The sequence below is a fragment of the Caulobacter sp. FG121 genome (assembly GCF_057809815.1).
This window is the reverse complement of the sequence record NZ_JBMDKR010000001.1, coordinates 463,822-479,469: the sequence shown is the minus strand read 5'-3', so window position 1 is coordinate 479,469 and position 15,648 is coordinate 463,822. Positions and strand designations below refer to the sequence as shown.

The following is a 15,648-nucleotide window of genomic DNA, read 5'->3' as shown; positions in this document are numbered from 1 at the left end:
TTTTCATTTGCGCCCCCGCAGACGGACGGAGGTATCCGCCAGCCATTACTGTGGCACATTGTCAGATTCAGTCTTCGGGTTTTTATGCGGCGGGCGCCTTCAATCCCGCGCTGCCCGCTTCAGCGCCACCAGCGCCTCATCCAGACAATCCCGGTCCCCGGCGAACGCGAACTTACCCCCGTCCGAAACCGCCGGCGACCCGTCCCAGTGCGCGCAGACGCCGCCGGCGCCCTCGACCACGGCGATGACAGCCTCGACGTCCCAGACCTTCAGGCCCGTATCGAGCGCCAGATCCATCGTCCCGGCCGCCACCATGGCGTAGCCGTAGGCATCGAGCCCCAGCCGGGCCAGCTTCGCCGCGGCCCGCACCTGGGTCCAGGCGCCGAGCTCCGGCCCGGTGAGGATGGCGGGGTCGGTGGTGCAGATGATGGCGTCGGTCAGTCTGGGACAGGCGCGCACCTTCAGCGGCGTCTGCCTTCCCCGGCTCATCAGGCGCGAGCCGGTGGCGGCGCCGCCGATGTACAACTCGCCGATATAGGGTTGTCCGATGGAGCCGAGCACGGGCCGGCCTTCGTGCCGAAGCCCGATCAGGGTGGTCCACAGCGGCAGGCCGGCGATGAAGGCGCGGGTGCCGTCGACGGGATCGAGCACCCAGACGAACTCGGCGTCCGGGCGGTCCTCGCCGTACTCCTCGCCGATCACCCCGTGGTCCGGATAGTGCTCGGCGATCATCTCGCGGATGGCCCGCTCGGCGCCCTTGTCGGCCTCGGTCACCGGGTCGAAGCCGCCCTGCAGCTTGTTCTCCAGCCCATGATCGGCCCGGAACAGCGGCAGGATGGCGCCTGCCGAGGCGCGGTTGAGCGCGATCAGGAAGGCGTCGAGGGCTTCGAGGCGGTCGGCGGAAAGGGTCATGCCCCACGGTTAGCCGGGGCCGGGTCCCTCAACAATAGCCGTCGTGGCCGGCCCCCTGGGTCCCGGACCAGCCGCGAGGCCGTCCGGGATTACACAGGGGTACTGGCAGGCAATCAGGCCGCGTCGGTCTCGCCGTTAAGCGACTTGGCCAGGTCGAGCAGGCGGCGACGGGGCCGCTCACCGAGCTGGTAGTAGGCGCGGATCAGGTCGAGGGTTTCCTTGCGGGCGAACATCTCGCCGCCTTCGCCGGAACTCTCGCTCTGCAGCTCGCGGCGGTCCGCGTCGGACAGGCCGTCGTAGAAGTAGCCGACCGGAACCTCGAGGGCCTCGGACAGCTGCCAGAGCCGCGAAGCGGAGATGCGGTTCGCGCCGCACTCGTACTTCTGGATTTGCTGAAAGCGCACCCCGACCGTGCCGGCCAGCTGCTGCTGGGTCAGGCCGAGGAGTCGGCGACGGCGGCGAAGCCGCTTGCCGAGATGAACGTCGATGTCGTTGCCCATGGGCGGTCGCCCCCGTGTGGTTGTTCAGGACGACTGTTCCGAAACGGAACGGTCAGGCTTCTGTCGCGCAAGTCGCGCGCCAAGCGATCCGGGCCTGTGGACAAGCACCTGTCGGGGGATCACGCCGGGGGCGATTCCCACTCAGCCCCGAAGCACGCTAGGTAAGGAACATGGGTGACAAGCGCATTTCAGTCGGACAGGACCTGGCGTGGCGGCTCGAGGCCGTCGCCTTTGACCTGTTCACCTTTCTGTTCCGGCTGCTGCCGGTCGATGCGGCGTCCTGGTTGGGCGGGGCGGTGGCCCGGCGGCTCGGCCCGCTGACCAAGACCCACCGGCTGGCGGACCAGAACCTGCGCCTGGCCTTCCCGGAAAAGGACGCGGCCTGGCGCGCGCGGATTCTCGACGAGCAGTGGGACTGCAACGGCCGCACGATCGCCGAGTTTCCCATGATGGACCGCCTGCTGCCCTCGACAGGCCGGGTCGAGATCGTCAACGGCGAGCGGCTTGCCGAGATCGCGGCCGGCGGCAAGCCGGTGGTGTTCGTTTCGGGCCACTTCTCGAACTGGGAGGTGATGCCCGCGGCGATCGTCAATTCCGGCATCAACTGCGAGATCACCTACCGCGCGGCCAACAACCCCTACGTCGACAGGCGCATCCGCGACAGCCGCTTCCGCTATGGCGTCCGGCTGTTCGCCCCCAAGGGCGGCGACGGCGCGCGGGAGATGCTCGAGGCGCTCGGCAAGGGCGTGTCGGTGGCTCTGATGAACGACCAGAAGTTCAATCGCGGCGGCGTGGCCGCGCCGTTCTTCGGCCGGCCGGTGATGGCCGCGCCGGGACCGACCCGGCTCGCGCTTCGGTTCGACACGGTGCTCCAGCCGATGTCCGTGCAACGGACCAGGGGCGCGCGGTTCCGGGCCGTGGTCCATGAGCCGATCGTGCTCAACCGCACGGGCGACCGGACGGCCGACATCGAGGACGGCGTGCGCCGCGTCACCGCCTTTGTCGAGGAGCGGGTGCGCGAGCGGCCGGGGGAATGGTTCTGGGTGCACCGGCGCTGGCCCAACGAGGCCTACGCCGAGCTGGCGGCCTCGGAGGGCTAGGCTCCGCCGGCCATGGCCATGGGCTGGGCGCCGGCTTCGTCGATGCCGCGCCGGCGGGGACCGAAATAGTCTTCGGTCCGGACGAACGGGCGGGGGTGGAACACGACGGCGGTGATCCGGTCGATGATCGACCGGGCGGTCACCGGCTTGACCACAAGTTCGGTCACGCCGGCGTCGCGCGCTTCACAGACACGCGGACGGTCGGCGAAGCCGGTCATCATGATGATCGGCAGGTAGGGATTCTTGCTGTCCGCCGCGTTACGGACCATTCGGGTGAATTCGACGCCGTCGATCGGGTCCATGCGGAAATCGACGATGGCGATGTCCGCCGGCCAGTCCCGCAGCGCCTGCAGGCCTTCGGCGCCGTCGCGGGCCTCACGTACGTCCCGGATGCCGACTCCCTTCAGGATCGTCGAGACGATGGCGCGCATGTGCTGGTTGTCGTCCACCAGCAACACCTTTAACGCGCCCAACCCGGAATCCATGAAGCCCTCGATCGCTGCGCCGGAACATGGCCGGCGCCTTGTTTGATTCAGGCATGAATAGGGGTGCGCACCCTTCCGAAAGGTTACCTCAATTCGAGGAATTGAGCCCCACCATGAGCATTGGGTCGAGGTTGCGTCCGCGCCATTTCATGCGCCAGCAAAGGTGGGGTCCGGTGGCCCTGCCGGTCATGCCGACCGCCCCGATCACCTGACCCGTCGTGACCCTGTCGCCGGCCCGCACATCGATGCGCGACTGGTGCAGATAGACCGTGATCAGCCCCTGCCCGTGATCGATCATGGTCAGGCCGCCCTCGAAGTGCATCGCGGGATTGGACAGCGCCACGACGCCGTCGGCCGGGGCCATGATCGGCGCGCCGGTCGGCGCCGCCAGGTCCGAGCCGAAATGGGGCGTCTGGGGTATGCCGTTGAGAATGCGCTGGCCGCCGAACCGGGCGCTCAGCCGCCAGGCCGAGAGCGGCATGGCGAAACCGGTCCGGAAATCGTCCTCGTCGGCGCGGCTGGCGAAGCCGACCGCCTTCAGCGCGACCTCGGCCTTGATCCGTTCGAGCAGGGCCGGGTCGGTGGGCGCCACGAGGTCCTGCCGCAGGCCGCTGATCCGCTGAACGTCGAAGTCCCCCGGCGCGATGGTCAGGGTCTGGGCGGCCGTGCCGAGTTCGGTCTCGACCGTCACGACGGTCTGGGGTGCGGCGTCGCGGTCGAAGCCGACAAAGAACCTGCCGGCCGCCGAGGCGGTCCCGACCTGTTGGTCATCGACGTAGATCTTCGCGCGCGGGCTGGTCAGACCCAGGGCGCAGCCGCCCTGCCGGTAGCGACCGCTCAGCTGCAGCGCCGGACCCGCCGCGAACGCCGGCCCGGCCAGCCCGGCGATCGCCAGGCCGCCGAGCAGCGCGCGACGGTTCAGGGGTTCAGCTCCTGCCAGCGCTTCAGCGCCTCCGCCGGGCCGGCGTAGGCCTCCTGCAGTTCGGCGTTCCAGTAGCGCAGGACCTCCAGCGGGATCTTCCGGCCGCTGACGGCGCAGATCACATGGAGGCCGGGCTTGAGCACGGCGAACTCGCCGTCACCGTAGTGCAGCGTGGCGATGTCGCGTCCGAGGTCGCGGTCATAGGCGTTCATGCGGACAATGTAGCGGTTAGGGGGCGATGAGAACAGACCGGCTGGCTCAGAAGTCGCACCTCGAAGTTCAAATAGGTCCGTCATGGCCCGACTTGTTCGGGCCACCCAAGCGCGGCGACGGTAGGGATTGTCGCGCCAACGTTCATAAAACCCGGGTCTCAGAAGGTGTTCTTGGGTGGCCCGAACAAGTCGGGCCATGATGCTGAATAAGAGTGAATCTCGATCAGCTCTAGAACAGGTCCCCCTGTCCCGGAGCCGCCGCCGGCTTCTTCGCCACAGGACGCGGCGCGGCCGGCGCCGGCGGGGCAGTGGGCGCCGCTCCCGTCCCGTCGAGCACGGCCTCGCGGGTCACATCCTCGAACATCAGATGCACGGCCTCGCCGGGGGCGAGCTCCGCCCCGTTGCGCGCCAGCGACCCGTCGGCCCGCGTCAGCAGCACGAAGCCGGGGCGCGGCGGGCGTTTGGGATTGAGCGTCTGGAGCAGCTTGCCGATCGCCTCCAGCCGGGTGGCCTCGGTGTCGAACCGTCGGCCGATCGTCCCGTTGAAGCGCAGGTTGACCGCGTTCAGCCGCTCGGCGAGCTGCTCGGTCCGCCGTCGCAGCATCGCCGGACGAAGCGGCGCGGCGGCCTGGGTCAGGCGGCGCGCCTGGACATCGACATTGCGGCGCAGGCCCATGGTCAGGTGGCTGGCGGCGTAGTCCAGCCGCTGCCCGGCCATGGCCAGCAGGTCGGCAGGGCGGGGCAGGCCGCGCGCCGCGCCGGTCAGCCGGCTCCGGCGATCCTCGATCAGTCGCCCGCCGGCCGTGGCCAGCCGTCGGTCATGGTCGGCGATCAGCGCCTTCAGTTCCGACAGCACCGGCGTCGCCATCTCGGCGGCCGCCGTCGGCGTCGGCGCGCGCCGGTCGGAGACGAAGTCGATCAACGTGGTGTCGGTCTCGTGACCGACGGCCGAGATCAGCGGGATCGTGCTCTCGGCCACCGTCCGGGCCAGGGCCTCGTCGTTGAACGCCCACAGGTCCTCGACCGAGCCGCCGCCCCTGGCGACGATGAGAATGTCCGGCCGCGGAACCGGGCCGTCCGGCGTCATGGCGTTGAAGCCGCGCACGGCGGCGGCCACCTGTCCCGCGGCCGCGTCGCCCTGGACCACCACCGGCCAGACCACCACCCGGCAGGGCCAGCGGTCGCGGATGCGGTGGAGAATGTCGCGGATCACGGCGCCGGTCGGGCTGGTGATCACCCCGACCACGGCCGGCATCGTCGGCAGGCGCTGCTTGCGCGAGGCCTCGAACAGGCCCTCGGCCGCGAGCTTGGCCTTCAGCCGCTCCAGTTGGGCCAGCAGGGCGCCGACGCCGGCGGCCTCCATGCTCTCGATGACGATCTGGTAGCGGGAGCCGGCGGGGAACGTCGTGATCCGCCCGGTGACGATCACCTCGAGCCCCTGTTCGGGCCGCACCGACAGCCCGCGCACGCTGCCCTTCCAGACCACGCCGTCGAGGCTGGCCTTGTCGTCCTTTAGGGTCAGATAGACGTGGCCGCTGGTGTGGTTCGTGACCTTCGACAGCTCGCCGCGCAGCCGCACGAAGCCGTAGGCGTCCTCCAGCGTACGCTTGAGGGCGAAGGCCAGTTCCGAGACGGAATAGGCCTGGGCGTTGGAGGGCGACTCATCGGTCATCGGCCAAGCCTAACTGTCATCCCGGCCGCCGCGAAGCGGTGAGCCGGGACCCAGATTCGGCTTCGTGGGCCGCGGGTGGGATTGGGTCTGGATCCCGGATCGGCCTGCGGCCGTCCGGGATGACCGTTGAATATGTCCCTAGATGTACCGCCGCAGCGACCGGGCCAGTTCCGTCGGGCCGGTCTTCTTCTTGCCGGACTGGGGCTGCTGGTAGGCGACCTGGGCGTGTTCACGGCAGTAGGGGCCGACGTCGCCGTTGCGGCGGCCGCAGAAGGTGAAGCCGTCGCTGGACGGATCGCCGATCGGCCACTTGCACATGTGGGCGCCCAGGGTCAGGACGGTGGCGCTGCCGGGCTCTTCCAGACGGTGGACGGGCACGGGCATCGGCGGCGTGCGGACGTCCTCGGTGACAACGCGGCGCGGCGCGGCCGGGGCGGTCGCCACCGGACGGGCCGGACGCGGGGCCTTGAACACCGGACGGGCCGGCTGCGAGGGCGCGGCGCGGCCGCTGAGGCCCAGGCGGTGCACCTTGCCGATAACGGCGTTGCGGGTGACCCCGCCCAGTTGCTTGGCGATCTGGCTGGCCGAAAGGCCATCGAGCCAGAGCTTCTTCAGCGTCGCCACGCGATCGTCGGTCCAGCCCATGATCCAACCCTTTGCTACAGAGGGGCGACGAACGCCCCCGCGCTGTCTGACCCTACATATTGTGTGTGGAACGTCCGCTGGACGCCCGCTCTACAACATATCGTAAACCTTCTGTTAACCGACACAATAGGCGCCATCCGGCTGTCCACAGGAACCAGATGTTGAATCCGGGGGCAGTCTTCGCTTTTTGGCGCCCAATCAAAGCCCTCCCCCTCGATGGGGGAGGGTTGGGAGGGGGTGTGGTCGCAGGTGTCGGGAGAAGTCCTCGGCAAGGCGCCTGCGCCGCCCACCGCAAGGCCCGGCGAGACCCCGGCCGCACCCCCAACCCCGACCCTTCCCCCATCGAGGGGGAAGGGGGACCAACGGGCCAGCCTTGCACTTCGCCCCCGTCGAGCGCACCTAGGGACCCATGAAAGACATGGCCGACAGCGTCCTTCCGCCGCAGCCGCGCGACTATGCGGGCTTCAACTGGACCGGGTTCACGACCCTCTATCTCAAGGAAGTCCGCCGCTTCTGGAAGGTAGGCACCCAGACCATCGCCGCCCCGGTGGTCACGACCCTGCTCTATATGATGGTCTTCGTGGTGGCCGTGCGCGGCGCCGCGCCGCCGATCCACGGCACCCCGTTCTCGGCCTTCGTGGCCCCCGGCCTGATCATGATGGCCATCATCAACAACGCCTTCGCCAACTCGTCTTCCAGCCTGCTGCAGGCGAAGATGATGGGGCTGACGCCGGACTTCCTGACCCCGCCGCTGTCGGCGCTGGAACAGGTGCTGGCCTTCGCCCTCGGCGCCGCCACGCGCGGCGTGCTGGTCGGCACGGTCACCGCCGTGACCATCACCCTGCTGCCGTTCACCCAGCTGCACATCGCCCATCCCTGGGCGGTGATCTATTTCAGCGTCGGCGCCTCGCTGCTGATGGGTCTCGTCGGCATCGCCACCGGCCTGTGGTCGGAGAAGTTCGACCACCTGGCGGCGATCACCAACTTCCTGATCATGCCGATGACCTTCCTGTCGGGCACCTTTTACCTGGTCGACAAGCTGCCCGAGCCGTTCCGCACGGCCAGCCACTACAACCCGTTCTTCTATCTGATCGACGGTTTCCGCTACGGCTTCATCGGCGAAGCCGACGGTGACCTGAGGATCGGCGTGGCGCTGACGGCGGTGCTGGTGGCGCTGCTGTTCGCCTGGTCCTGGCGGGTGTTCGTCACGGGCTGGCGGCTGAAGACCTGATCACGCCTCTCCCGGAGGGGGACTGTCCGGAGGGTAGTGGTGAGACGCAGCTGCCGGGGGAGAAGGCTGTTTCCCGGCCTTGTCTGACGGATGGATGGCGAGCCCAATCCCCCATCCCTCAAAAGCTCCGTCATGGCCCGACTTGTTCGGGCCATCCAAGCACACGGTGTCGGACATACGTCCGCCAGGGCGGCCACCCAGCAAGGTCGGTGCGCTTGGGTGGCCCGGACGAGCCGGGCCATGACGGTGGGAATGGGAAAAAAGGGGAGGGGCTACCCCCTCACTTCACCCGTTCCTTTTCCTTCGGCGCGGCCACCTTCACCGGCTTGCTCTGCGCCTTCGGCTTCGGCAGGAGCCGGAACCGCGATTGGCACCAGGCAAAGTCGATGCCGATGTCGAGCAGGGCGTCGGACCGACCGCACGGGCAGGCGAAATCCATCACGGTCCAGACACGGTAGGTCTCGCCGGCGACGAGAGGCACCTGCTCGCCCGTCACATGGTTCGGGGCGGCGTTGACGCACAACACCAGATCGCCCGGGCCGACGGCGTCACTCATGGCTTCCATCCCCTGTCGTTGGCGGAAGTCTAACGCCTGGCCCACGACGGGCAAAGTCCGCTGTCCAGGCTCGTGCTCAGACCGGCGCGTAGCTCAGCCGGATCACGCTCTCGCCGATCCGCTCGCTGTCCAGGAGCCGCAGCGGCGGTGGGGCGGCCGCGAAGAACGGCGTCCCGCTGCCCAGCACCACGGGGTGCAGATAGATCCGGTATTCATCGATCAGCCCCAGCGCCGTCAGGGTCCGGGCCAGATCCGGTCCGCCGACCTCGATCTCGCCATCGACCTCGGCCTTGAGCCGGCGCACGGCCGTCTCCAGGTCCCCCTCGACCAGCGTGGCGCCCGGCCCGACGGTCTTCAGGGTGCTTGAGACCACCCACTTCGGATGGCTCCGCCAGGCCGCCGCGAACGCCCGCTCCGGCGCGTCCCAACCGGGCTGTTCCTCGTCCCAGTAGGCCATGAGCTCATAGAGCTTGCGCCCGTACAGGCTTCCCGCCTGTCCCCGCGCCTGCCTGATGAAGTGCTCGAACAGCACGGGATCGGGCATCATCGCCGGGTGGTCGTGGTCGACATAGCCGTCCAGCGACTGGTTCATGCCGAAGACGAGCCTGGCCATGGGTCCATTCCTCCTTGCCGCGTTCCTGTCGGGACTACGCCGTCGCCGGGACGTCGTCGCGCCGGCCATCAAGGCCGAAGCCGATCGCCTCTTCAAGCACGCTGACGTCGATGTCCTTGAGGCCCTTGAACCGGATGCAGTAGCCGGTCACCGACGCCTTGCCGAGCCGCGGGCCATAGGTCCGGGCCAGCAGGGTCTTGTCGTCGAGGCCCATGATGTAGACCGAGATCCCGGACGTATTGGCGCTGAGGCCGACCCTGTAGAAGTCGCGGGACTTGCCGTTGGCATAGGCGATGGACTGAACGCCGTAGCCGATGTTCGGGTTGGAGACGATCTTCCCGTCGTCGTTCCGGCCGTCGAGGAACCACAGCCGGACGTCCGGCGCCCGCCGCAGGATGGCCTCGTGAAGCGCGGCCATGTCGGCGCGCTTCGGCTCGGCCTGGCTGCCGATGTACCGCTCGATGTCGTCCTGGACCGTCATGCGCCTGCCGGGCTCCCGTTCGCCGACGCCAGCCTAGCCGCGATTCACGTCAGGCCATACCGGCGGAAGGGCAGGATTCTTGACATTCCACCCGTCCCCGGTGAGAAGCCTTGAGCTTCCCGTCCCTGTGCAGACCGCGCGGGGATTTCTTCCTTCTGGGAGGCGACCTTGACCACCTCGACCGCTCCGACCGCGACCCCCGACCACATCATGGGCGTCTACAACCGCGCCCCGCTGGCGGTTGAACGAGGGCTCGGCGCGCGCCTTTGGGACGTCAACGGCGTCGAGTATCTCGACTGCGTCGCGGGCATCGCCACCAACGGCCTCGGCCACTGCCATCCGCGCCTCGTCGAGGTGCTTAAGGAGCAGGCCGACAAGCTCTGGCACGTGTCCAACATCTTCCGCATCCCGGGCCAGGAAGCCCTGGCCACGCGGCTGACCGACGCGACCTTCGCCGACGTGGTGTTCTTCACCAACTCGGGCACCGAGGCGATCGAGTGCGCCCTGAAGACGGCCCGCAAGTACCACACCGCCAACGGCCAGCCGGAACGCACCGAGATCTACGGTTTCGACGGCTCGTTCCACGGCCGCAGCTACGCGGCGATCAACGCCGCCGGCAACCCGGGCTACGTCGAGGGCTTCGGTCCCCGCCTGCCGAACTACGGCCAGCTGAAGTGGGGCGACCACGACGCCATCAAGGCGGCCATCGCCGATCCGACGACGGCGGCGATCATCATCGAGCCGGTGCAGGGGGAGGGCGGCGCCCGCGCCCTGCCCGAGCAGTGCCTCGACGGCCTGCGCGCTCTGACCCGCGAACACGGCGTGCTGCTGATCTATGACGAGGTGCAGTCGGGCATGGGCCGCACCGGCAAGCTGTTCGCCCACGAGTGGGCCAGCGACGCGGCGCCGGACATCATGGCCGTGGCCAAGGCGCTCGGCGGCGGCTTCCCGATCGGCGCCTGCCTGGTCTCGGCCGAGGCGGCCAAGGGCATGACCGTTGGCGTCCACGGCTCGACCTTCGGCGGCAACCCGCTGGCCATGGCCGTCGGCCTCGCCGCCTTCGACGAGATCAGCAAGTCCGAGACCCTGGCCAACGTCCGCGACGTCGCCGGCTACTTCAACCAGCAGCTCACGGGCCTCAAGGACCGCTTCCCGGACATCATCGTCGATGTGCGCGGCAAGGGCTTCCTGATCGGCCTGAAGGTCACCCCGGTGAACCGCGAGTTCATGGCCATGGCCCGCGAGCACAATCTGCTGGTGGCCGGTGGCGGCGACAACTGCGTCCGCCTGCTGCCGCCCCTGACCCTGACGGTCGAGGAAGCCCGCGAGGCCGTCGAGAAGCTGGAAAAGACCTGCGAAACCGCGCGAGCCCGGGCCGCCGCGGCTTAACCCAATCTCTCTTCCGCGCATCCCGGCGAAGGCCGGGACCCAGGCTTTTTTCTGAAAGGGTCTGGGCGAGCGGGGAGGTTTCAAAAACACCTGGGTCCCGGCCTTCGCCGGGATGATCGGGGGATCAGATGTCCACGCCACCCCGCCACTTCCTCGATATCTGGAAGCTCGAAGCCCACGACCTGCGGGTCATCCTCGACGACGCCCGCGCCCGCAAGGCCGCGCGCAAGGGCTGGCCGCAGGCCCGCGTCGACGCTGACGCCCCGGGCGCCGAGCGCACCCTGGCGATGATCTTCGAGAAGAACTCGACCCGCACCCGCTTCAGCTTCGATGCCGCCATCCGCCAGCTCGGCGGCGCGGGCATCATCTCCACGTCCTCCGACATGCAGCTGGGCCGCGGCGAGAGCATCGAGGACACGGCCAAGGTCCTCTCGCGCATGGTCGACGCGGTGATGATCCGCGCCAACCGGCACGAGGACGTCGAGCTGTTCGCCCAGAACGCCACCATCCCGGTGATCAACGGCCTGACCGACAAGAGCCACCCCTGCCAGATCCTCGCCGACATCCTCACCTTCGAGGAACATCGCGGGCCGATCACCGGCAAGACCATCGCCTGGGTCGGCGACGGCAACAACGTCTGCTCCAGCTTCATCCACGCCGCGCCCAAGCTCGGCTTCCGGCTGAACATCGCCTGCCCGGCGGCCTATCACCCGGACCTCTACGACCTGGCCCGCGCGGCCGAGCAGCAGGGCCGCGTGGAGATGACCGACGACCCGCGCGAGGCGGTGCGCGGCGCCGACTGCGTGGTCACCGACACCTGGGTGTCGATGGGCGACAAGGACGGCGAGGAGCGGCTGGACGCCTTCGAGCCCTACCAGGTCGACGAGGACCTGATGGCGCTCGCCGACAGCCAGGCCCTGTTCCTCCACTGCCTGCCGGCCCACCGGGGCGAGGAGGTCAGCGACGGCGTCATCGACGGCCCGCAGTCGCGGGTCTGGGACGAGGCGGAAAACCGCATCCACGCCCAGAAGTCGATCCTCGCCTGGTGCTTTGGAAAGATCGGCTAGAGCGTTGTACGGGCTGGGAAAAGACGACCGCGTCTCACTCGCCCGAATGCTGCGCGGCTACCTGAAGGACGAGCTGGACCTGGAGATCGGCGGCCTCGACGCCGAGTTCCTCCTCGACCATCTCATCGAACGCCTCGGCCCCAGATTCTACAACCAGGGCCTCGCCGACGCCGCCTACGCCTTCAGCAAACGCGCCGAAGAAATCGCCGAGACGATCCACGACCTGGAGAAGCCGGTCCCGCGGGATTGAGGGTGCGTGGTTCGAGACGCTCTGCTGATGCCTCGCTCCTCACCATGACGAACAGAAGCGTAAGCCACCCGTGCCCGTCATCCTGAGGAGCGAGCCTCAGGCGAGCGTCCCGAAGGACGCATCCTCTCGCAATCCCGCCCGTCGTCCCCTATCTACCCGCCCTCATGACCGAAACCACGCTCACCCCCGCCCCAAAGCCGGCAGACGACCTCGTCGCCACCTTCCAGATCGAGGGCTGGCCCGTGCGCGGCCGCATCGTGCGGCTGGGCGCGTCCGTGCACGAGATCCTCACCCGCCACGACTACCCGGAAGCCGTCGCCAACCTGCTCGGCGAGGCCTGCGCCCTGGCCGCGCTGGTCGGCTCGAGCCTGAAGTTCGACGGCCGGCTGATCGTCCAGGCCCAGGGCGACGGCCCGGTCGCCTACGTCGTGGTCGACTACGACACCGAAGGCTCCCTGCGCGGCTACTGCCGGTTCGACGCCGACCGCGTCGCCGCGCTCTCCACCGGCTTCGTCCGCCCCGGCGCAAAGTCCCTGCTCGGCCAGGGCGCGTTCATCATGACCGTCGACCAGGGCCCGGACATGGACCGCTACCAGGGCGTCACCGCCATCGAGGGCGAGACCCTGGCCCTCTGCGCCGAACAGTATTTCGCCCAGTCCGAACAGACCCCGACCCGCATCCGCCTGGCCGTCGGCCAGTCCGACAGCGGCGAGGGCCCCACCTGGCGCGCCGGCGGCCTGCTGATCCAGAACATCGCCGGCGACGAGACCCGCGGCGACACCGCCGACGCCTGGGTCCGCGCCCAGGCCCTGTTCGAGACCACCGGCGAGGACGAGCTGATCGACCCGACCCTCCCGGCCGACACCCTGCTGTGGCGCCTGTTCAACGAGGACGGCGTCCGCCTGTTCGAACCCAAACCCCTCAAGGCCTTCTGCCGCTGCTCCCCCGAACGCATCGCCGGCGTGCTGGAAAGCTTCAGCCTCGAGGAACGCGCCGCCATGGTCGAGGACGACGGGATGGTCCGGGTGACCTGCGAGTACTGCTCGCGGGTGTATGAGATGGACGGGCCCGGGTAGGGGGCCATCTGGCCTGAACGTCTATATATCGGCAGTGCAGAGGCGGTTCAGGCCCCCATCAGTTCCAGTGCTGGGCGTCGATCCTCGACCAGAAATTCATGTCGTTCAATAAAGCGTTCGACCGCTCTAACCACGGTTCGAACATACATCGTGGATGCACTCGCTATCCTACGGAGGCTTGTTACTGTTTCATTCGCGCCGCATTCAGCGAAAGAGACGCTACCGTGGGCCAAATCATTTCTCATCTTAACTACTAGACCTAAGGCTCCAAGGTCGTTCCTCTCATGCCGTCGGATCGCGGCCCTCACCGTGGGAGTAAGCCTCAGGTTTAGCCCTACCCGACTAAGCATCTCCTCGATCTGTTTGTCGTGCCAGTTGCCGCCGCCGCCCTTCTCGAACCTGAATTCCGAGAGAGCATCTGAGCGAACGAGGCTTTCTGTTAGTTTCACCGCTTCTTTCAGGCGGTTGTCAGCATTGAGCTCTTTATTGGCTTGAACGAATACCTTCACCCATTCCTTTCTCATGCTAGGCGTGAGGTCCGCGGCGGTCCAAGTGTGTGCGTATGAGGCGGCAGCCAGAGCGTCCAGGCTTCGGGTCATTGACCGGAGCGGGCCGCGCCCTCCTCATCCTTCAGTCGGACACGGCGTGAAGCCGGACCGCCGTGTCCAAATAAGCTCCGTCATCCTCGGGCTTGTCCCGAAGCCTGTCCTCGGGTCGGCCATTGGCCGAGCCCGGGGAACCCATGAACACCCCTGCGGCCGGGCCGCTTCCGCCATCGCCGCGTCGACGATGAAGGTCTGTGTGCATGGGTCCTCGGGACAAGCCCGAGGATGACGGGGGGGGGCTGCATCGCCGCGCTCCCTCCACCCCCGAAACCCCCAAGGAGATCCCGATGACCCAGGCCCGCCCGCGCCGCGAAAAGCCCGCGCCCCTGACCCCGGAAGAGGACGCCGAGCTGGAGGCCAAATACCGCCTGCTGTTCCGTCGCCTCAGGCGCTATGCCGCGCGGATGAAGGCGAAGGACCCCGACTATTTCGAGCGGCTTCGGCGGGAGGGAGCGGAAAGCCAGGGCGCCGCGCCATTGACCGGACGCGCGGACCCGGCAAGGAAGACAGTATAGCGGGGCGGGGGCGGACGTCATGGACACGGCGGCGGGGCAGGGCGAGCCCAGGCTCCATGACGGCGGGGCCGGCCTCTGGCGGTACGGGCTGCTGTTCGCGCTCACCACCCTGACCCTGAACATGATCTGGGGCGGGCTGGGCACCATCGTCTACCCCCTGCATGTCCAGCAGCTGGCCTTCGCCGCTATCTTCACCGGCCGGGACAGCGGCGTCGACCTCCAGGCCCTGAGCCTGCTCAAGGCGCAGGTCGCGGCGGGCCTTTCGGCGAGCCCGGAGCAGGCGCGGCTGCTGGGGCTGCTGGCCCGGTTCGAGTCGGCCCGGGCGCAGGGCCTGCTGTGGGTGTCGACCGCCGGCGTGGTGGCCACCATGATGATCCTGCCGATCGTCGGCGCCCTGTCGGACCGCACACGATCGGGCTGGGGCCGGCGCGCGCCCTGGATCCTCGGCGGGGCGGCGGCGACGGTGTTGGTGCTGGTGCTGATGACCCGGGCGACCTCGGTCTGGCAGCTGGTCGCGCTGTCCGGCCTGATCGGCGCCACCACCAACACCGCGCTGGCGCCCCTCATGGCGTCGATGGCCGACCGGGTGCCGGAGGACAGGATCGGCCTGGTCTCGGCGGTGACCAGCGTCGGCGGCGTGATCGGGCTGATCGGCGGGGGCATCCTCGGCGGCGCGCTGTTCGCCAGATTCGGCGTCCAGACCTATCTCGCCTTCACCGTGACGCTGCTGGCCGCGACCGCCTTCGTCGCCGGGGCGCCCGACCGGCCGTCCCGGACCCTGGAGGCGCGGCGGGCGGGCGCCGTCGAGCAGCTGCGGGCCTTCACCGTGGCGCTGCTCGATCGCGACTTCCGGCTGGTCTGGGTGTCGAAGGTGCTGATCATGTTCGCCTATTCGGCGGCGACGACCTTCACCCTCTACATGCTGCAGAGCTACATCCGGCCGGCGCTGGGCGCCGCCGAGGCGGCCCGGATCACGCCGCTGCTGGGAGCGGCCGCCCTGCCCGGGACCATGATCGCCATGGCCGTCTGCGGCCGCTGGTCCGACCGGACCCAGCGCCGCAAGCCCTTCGTCATCGTCAGTTCGCTGCTGTTCGCGGTCGCCCTGGCCGTGCCGCTGATCTCGCCGACCCTGCCGGCGCTGTTCGTCCAGGCGGTGCTGACCGGGCTGGCGCTCGGCTGTTTCATGGTCGTGGACCAGGCCCTGATGATCGACGTCCTGCCTGACCAGGCGGCGGCGGGCCGCGACCTCGGCATCGGCCTCCTGGCCATCAATCTGGGGCAGGCCATCGCCCCGGCGGTCGCGGGCGGGATCGTCGCGGCGACGGGCGACTACACCCTGGTCTGGGTGGTCGGGACGCTTACCGTGCTGGTCGCGACCGCGGCTATCGTCCCAGTGAAACGGGCGCGGTGACGGGTC

At 68.7% G+C, this 15,648-nt stretch carries 19 protein-coding genes; 8 read left to right on the top strand and 11 right to left on the bottom strand.

Annotated features, from left to right (window positions below):
• Positions 1-99: 99 nt before the first annotated feature.
• Both hisN and ACODSL_RS02575 read right to left on the bottom strand, forming a co-directional pair.
• The gene (gene hisN, locus ACODSL_RS02580) at positions 100-912 is read right to left on the bottom strand and encodes a histidinol-phosphatase (protein ID WP_488899063.1); all 813 of its coding nucleotides are present in this window, start codon (positions 910-912) and stop codon (positions 100-102) included.
• Between the two features lie 113 nt (positions 913-1,025).
• The gene (locus tag ACODSL_RS02575) at positions 1,026-1,412 is read right to left on the bottom strand and encodes a helix-turn-helix domain-containing protein (RefSeq protein WP_488899062.1); all 387 of its coding nucleotides are present in this window, start codon (positions 1,410-1,412) and stop codon (positions 1,026-1,028) included.
• A gap of 170 nt (positions 1,413-1,582) precedes the next feature.
• Between ACODSL_RS02575 and ACODSL_RS02570 the strand changes: the two genes are divergently transcribed.
• On the top strand, positions 1,583-2,512 hold the full coding sequence (locus tag ACODSL_RS02570) for a lysophospholipid acyltransferase family protein (protein WP_488899061.1): 930 nt from the start codon (positions 1,583-1,585) through the stop codon (positions 2,510-2,512).
• Here ACODSL_RS02570 and ACODSL_RS02565 read toward each other — a convergent pair.
• The 5 genes from ACODSL_RS02565 to gcrA form a co-directional block, all read right to left on the bottom strand.
• Entirely contained in the window at positions 2,509-2,997 is a 489-nt protein-coding gene (locus ACODSL_RS02565; RefSeq protein WP_488899060.1) for a response regulator, read from the bottom strand. The genes ACODSL_RS02570 and ACODSL_RS02565 overlap by 4 nt on opposite strands.
• 88 nt (positions 2,998-3,085) lie before the next feature.
• Entirely contained in the window at positions 3,086-3,688 is a 603-nt protein-coding gene (locus ACODSL_RS02560; RefSeq protein ID WP_488899059.1) for a M23 family metallopeptidase, read from the bottom strand.
• A 227-nt stretch (positions 3,689-3,915) separates the two neighbouring features.
• Complete coding sequence (locus ACODSL_RS02555) at positions 3,916-4,131, bottom strand: DUF2093 domain-containing protein (protein ID WP_488899058.1); 216 nt, start codon at positions 4,129-4,131, stop codon at positions 3,916-3,918.
• A gap of 229 nt (positions 4,132-4,360) precedes the next feature.
• Positions 4,361-5,803 carry an exodeoxyribonuclease VII large subunit gene (xseA, locus tag ACODSL_RS02550; RefSeq protein WP_488899057.1) on the bottom strand — a complete coding sequence of 481 codons (1,443 nt, stop codon included), beginning with the start codon at positions 5,801-5,803 and terminating at the stop codon, positions 4,361-4,363.
• Positions 5,804-5,941: 138 nt separating this feature from the next.
• Positions 5,942-6,448 (bottom strand): cell cycle sigma 70 cofactor GcrA, encoded by a 507-nt coding sequence (gcrA, locus tag ACODSL_RS02545; protein WP_488899056.1) that lies wholly within the window; start codon positions 6,446-6,448, stop codon positions 5,942-5,944.
• 409 nt (positions 6,449-6,857) lie between these two features.
• Between gcrA and ACODSL_RS02540 the strand changes: the two genes are divergently transcribed.
• On the top strand, positions 6,858-7,679 hold the full coding sequence (locus ACODSL_RS02540; protein ID WP_488899055.1) for an ABC transporter permease: 822 nt from the start codon (positions 6,858-6,860) through the stop codon (positions 7,677-7,679).
• A 280-nt stretch (positions 7,680-7,959) separates the two neighbouring features.
• Here the strand turns inward: ACODSL_RS02540 and ACODSL_RS02535 are convergent, their stop codons facing one another.
• The 3 genes from ACODSL_RS02535 to ACODSL_RS02525 form a co-directional block, all read right to left on the bottom strand.
• On the bottom strand, positions 7,960-8,235 hold the full coding sequence (locus ACODSL_RS02535; RefSeq protein ID WP_488899054.1) for a hypothetical protein: 276 nt from the start codon (positions 8,233-8,235) through the stop codon (positions 7,960-7,962).
• Positions 8,236-8,311: 76 nt separating this feature from the next.
• Positions 8,312-8,848, bottom strand: a complete 537-nt coding sequence (locus ACODSL_RS02530) for a dihydrofolate reductase family protein (protein ID WP_488899053.1) — start codon at positions 8,846-8,848, stop codon at positions 8,312-8,314.
• Positions 8,849-8,882: 34 nt separating this feature from the next.
• Positions 8,883-9,329: a DUF1801 domain-containing protein gene (locus ACODSL_RS02525; protein WP_488899052.1), complete on the bottom strand. Its 447-nt coding sequence runs from the start codon at positions 9,327-9,329 to the stop codon at positions 8,883-8,885.
• Positions 9,330-9,539: 210 nt separating this feature from the next.
• Between ACODSL_RS02525 and ACODSL_RS02520 the strand changes: the two genes are divergently transcribed.
• The 4 genes from ACODSL_RS02520 to ACODSL_RS02505 all read left to right on the top strand — a co-directional run bounded on the left by ACODSL_RS02520 (position 9,540) and on the right by ACODSL_RS02505 (position 13,111).
• Positions 9,540-10,718, top strand: coding sequence for an aspartate aminotransferase family protein (locus ACODSL_RS02520; protein ID WP_488899723.1), 1,179 nt, complete (start codon positions 9,540-9,542; stop codon positions 10,716-10,718).
• Positions 10,719-10,846: 128 nt separating this feature from the next.
• Positions 10,847-11,785 (top strand): ornithine carbamoyltransferase, encoded by a 939-nt coding sequence (gene argF, locus ACODSL_RS02515; RefSeq protein ID WP_488899051.1) that lies wholly within the window; start codon positions 10,847-10,849, stop codon positions 11,783-11,785.
• Entirely contained in the window at positions 11,769-12,035 is a 267-nt protein-coding gene (locus ACODSL_RS02510; protein ID WP_488899050.1) for a DUF2164 domain-containing protein, read from the top strand. Before argF ends, ACODSL_RS02510 begins: the two co-directional genes overlap by 17 nt.
• 131 nt (positions 12,036-12,166) lie before the next feature.
• Positions 12,167-13,111: an Hsp33 family molecular chaperone gene (locus ACODSL_RS02505; RefSeq protein WP_488899722.1), complete on the top strand. Its 945-nt coding sequence runs from the start codon at positions 12,167-12,169 to the stop codon at positions 13,109-13,111.
• A gap of 47 nt (positions 13,112-13,158) precedes the next feature.
• Here the strand turns inward: ACODSL_RS02505 and ACODSL_RS02500 are convergent, their stop codons facing one another.
• On the bottom strand, positions 13,159-13,710 hold the full coding sequence (locus ACODSL_RS02500; protein WP_488899049.1) for an MAE_28990/MAE_18760 family HEPN-like nuclease: 552 nt from the start codon (positions 13,708-13,710) through the stop codon (positions 13,159-13,161).
• 293 nt (positions 13,711-14,003) lie between these two features.
• Here ACODSL_RS02500 and ACODSL_RS02495 point away from each other — a divergent pair, with 293 nt between their 5' ends.
• Positions 14,004-14,231 carry a hypothetical protein gene (locus ACODSL_RS02495; RefSeq protein ID WP_488899048.1) on the top strand — a complete coding sequence of 76 codons (228 nt, stop codon included), beginning with the start codon at positions 14,004-14,006 and terminating at the stop codon, positions 14,229-14,231.
• A 19-nt stretch (positions 14,232-14,250) separates the two neighbouring features.
• Positions 14,251-15,642: an MFS transporter gene (locus ACODSL_RS02490; protein ID WP_488899047.1), complete on the top strand. Its 1,392-nt coding sequence runs from the start codon at positions 14,251-14,253 to the stop codon at positions 15,640-15,642.
• Positions 15,643-15,648: the final 6 nt, after the last annotated feature.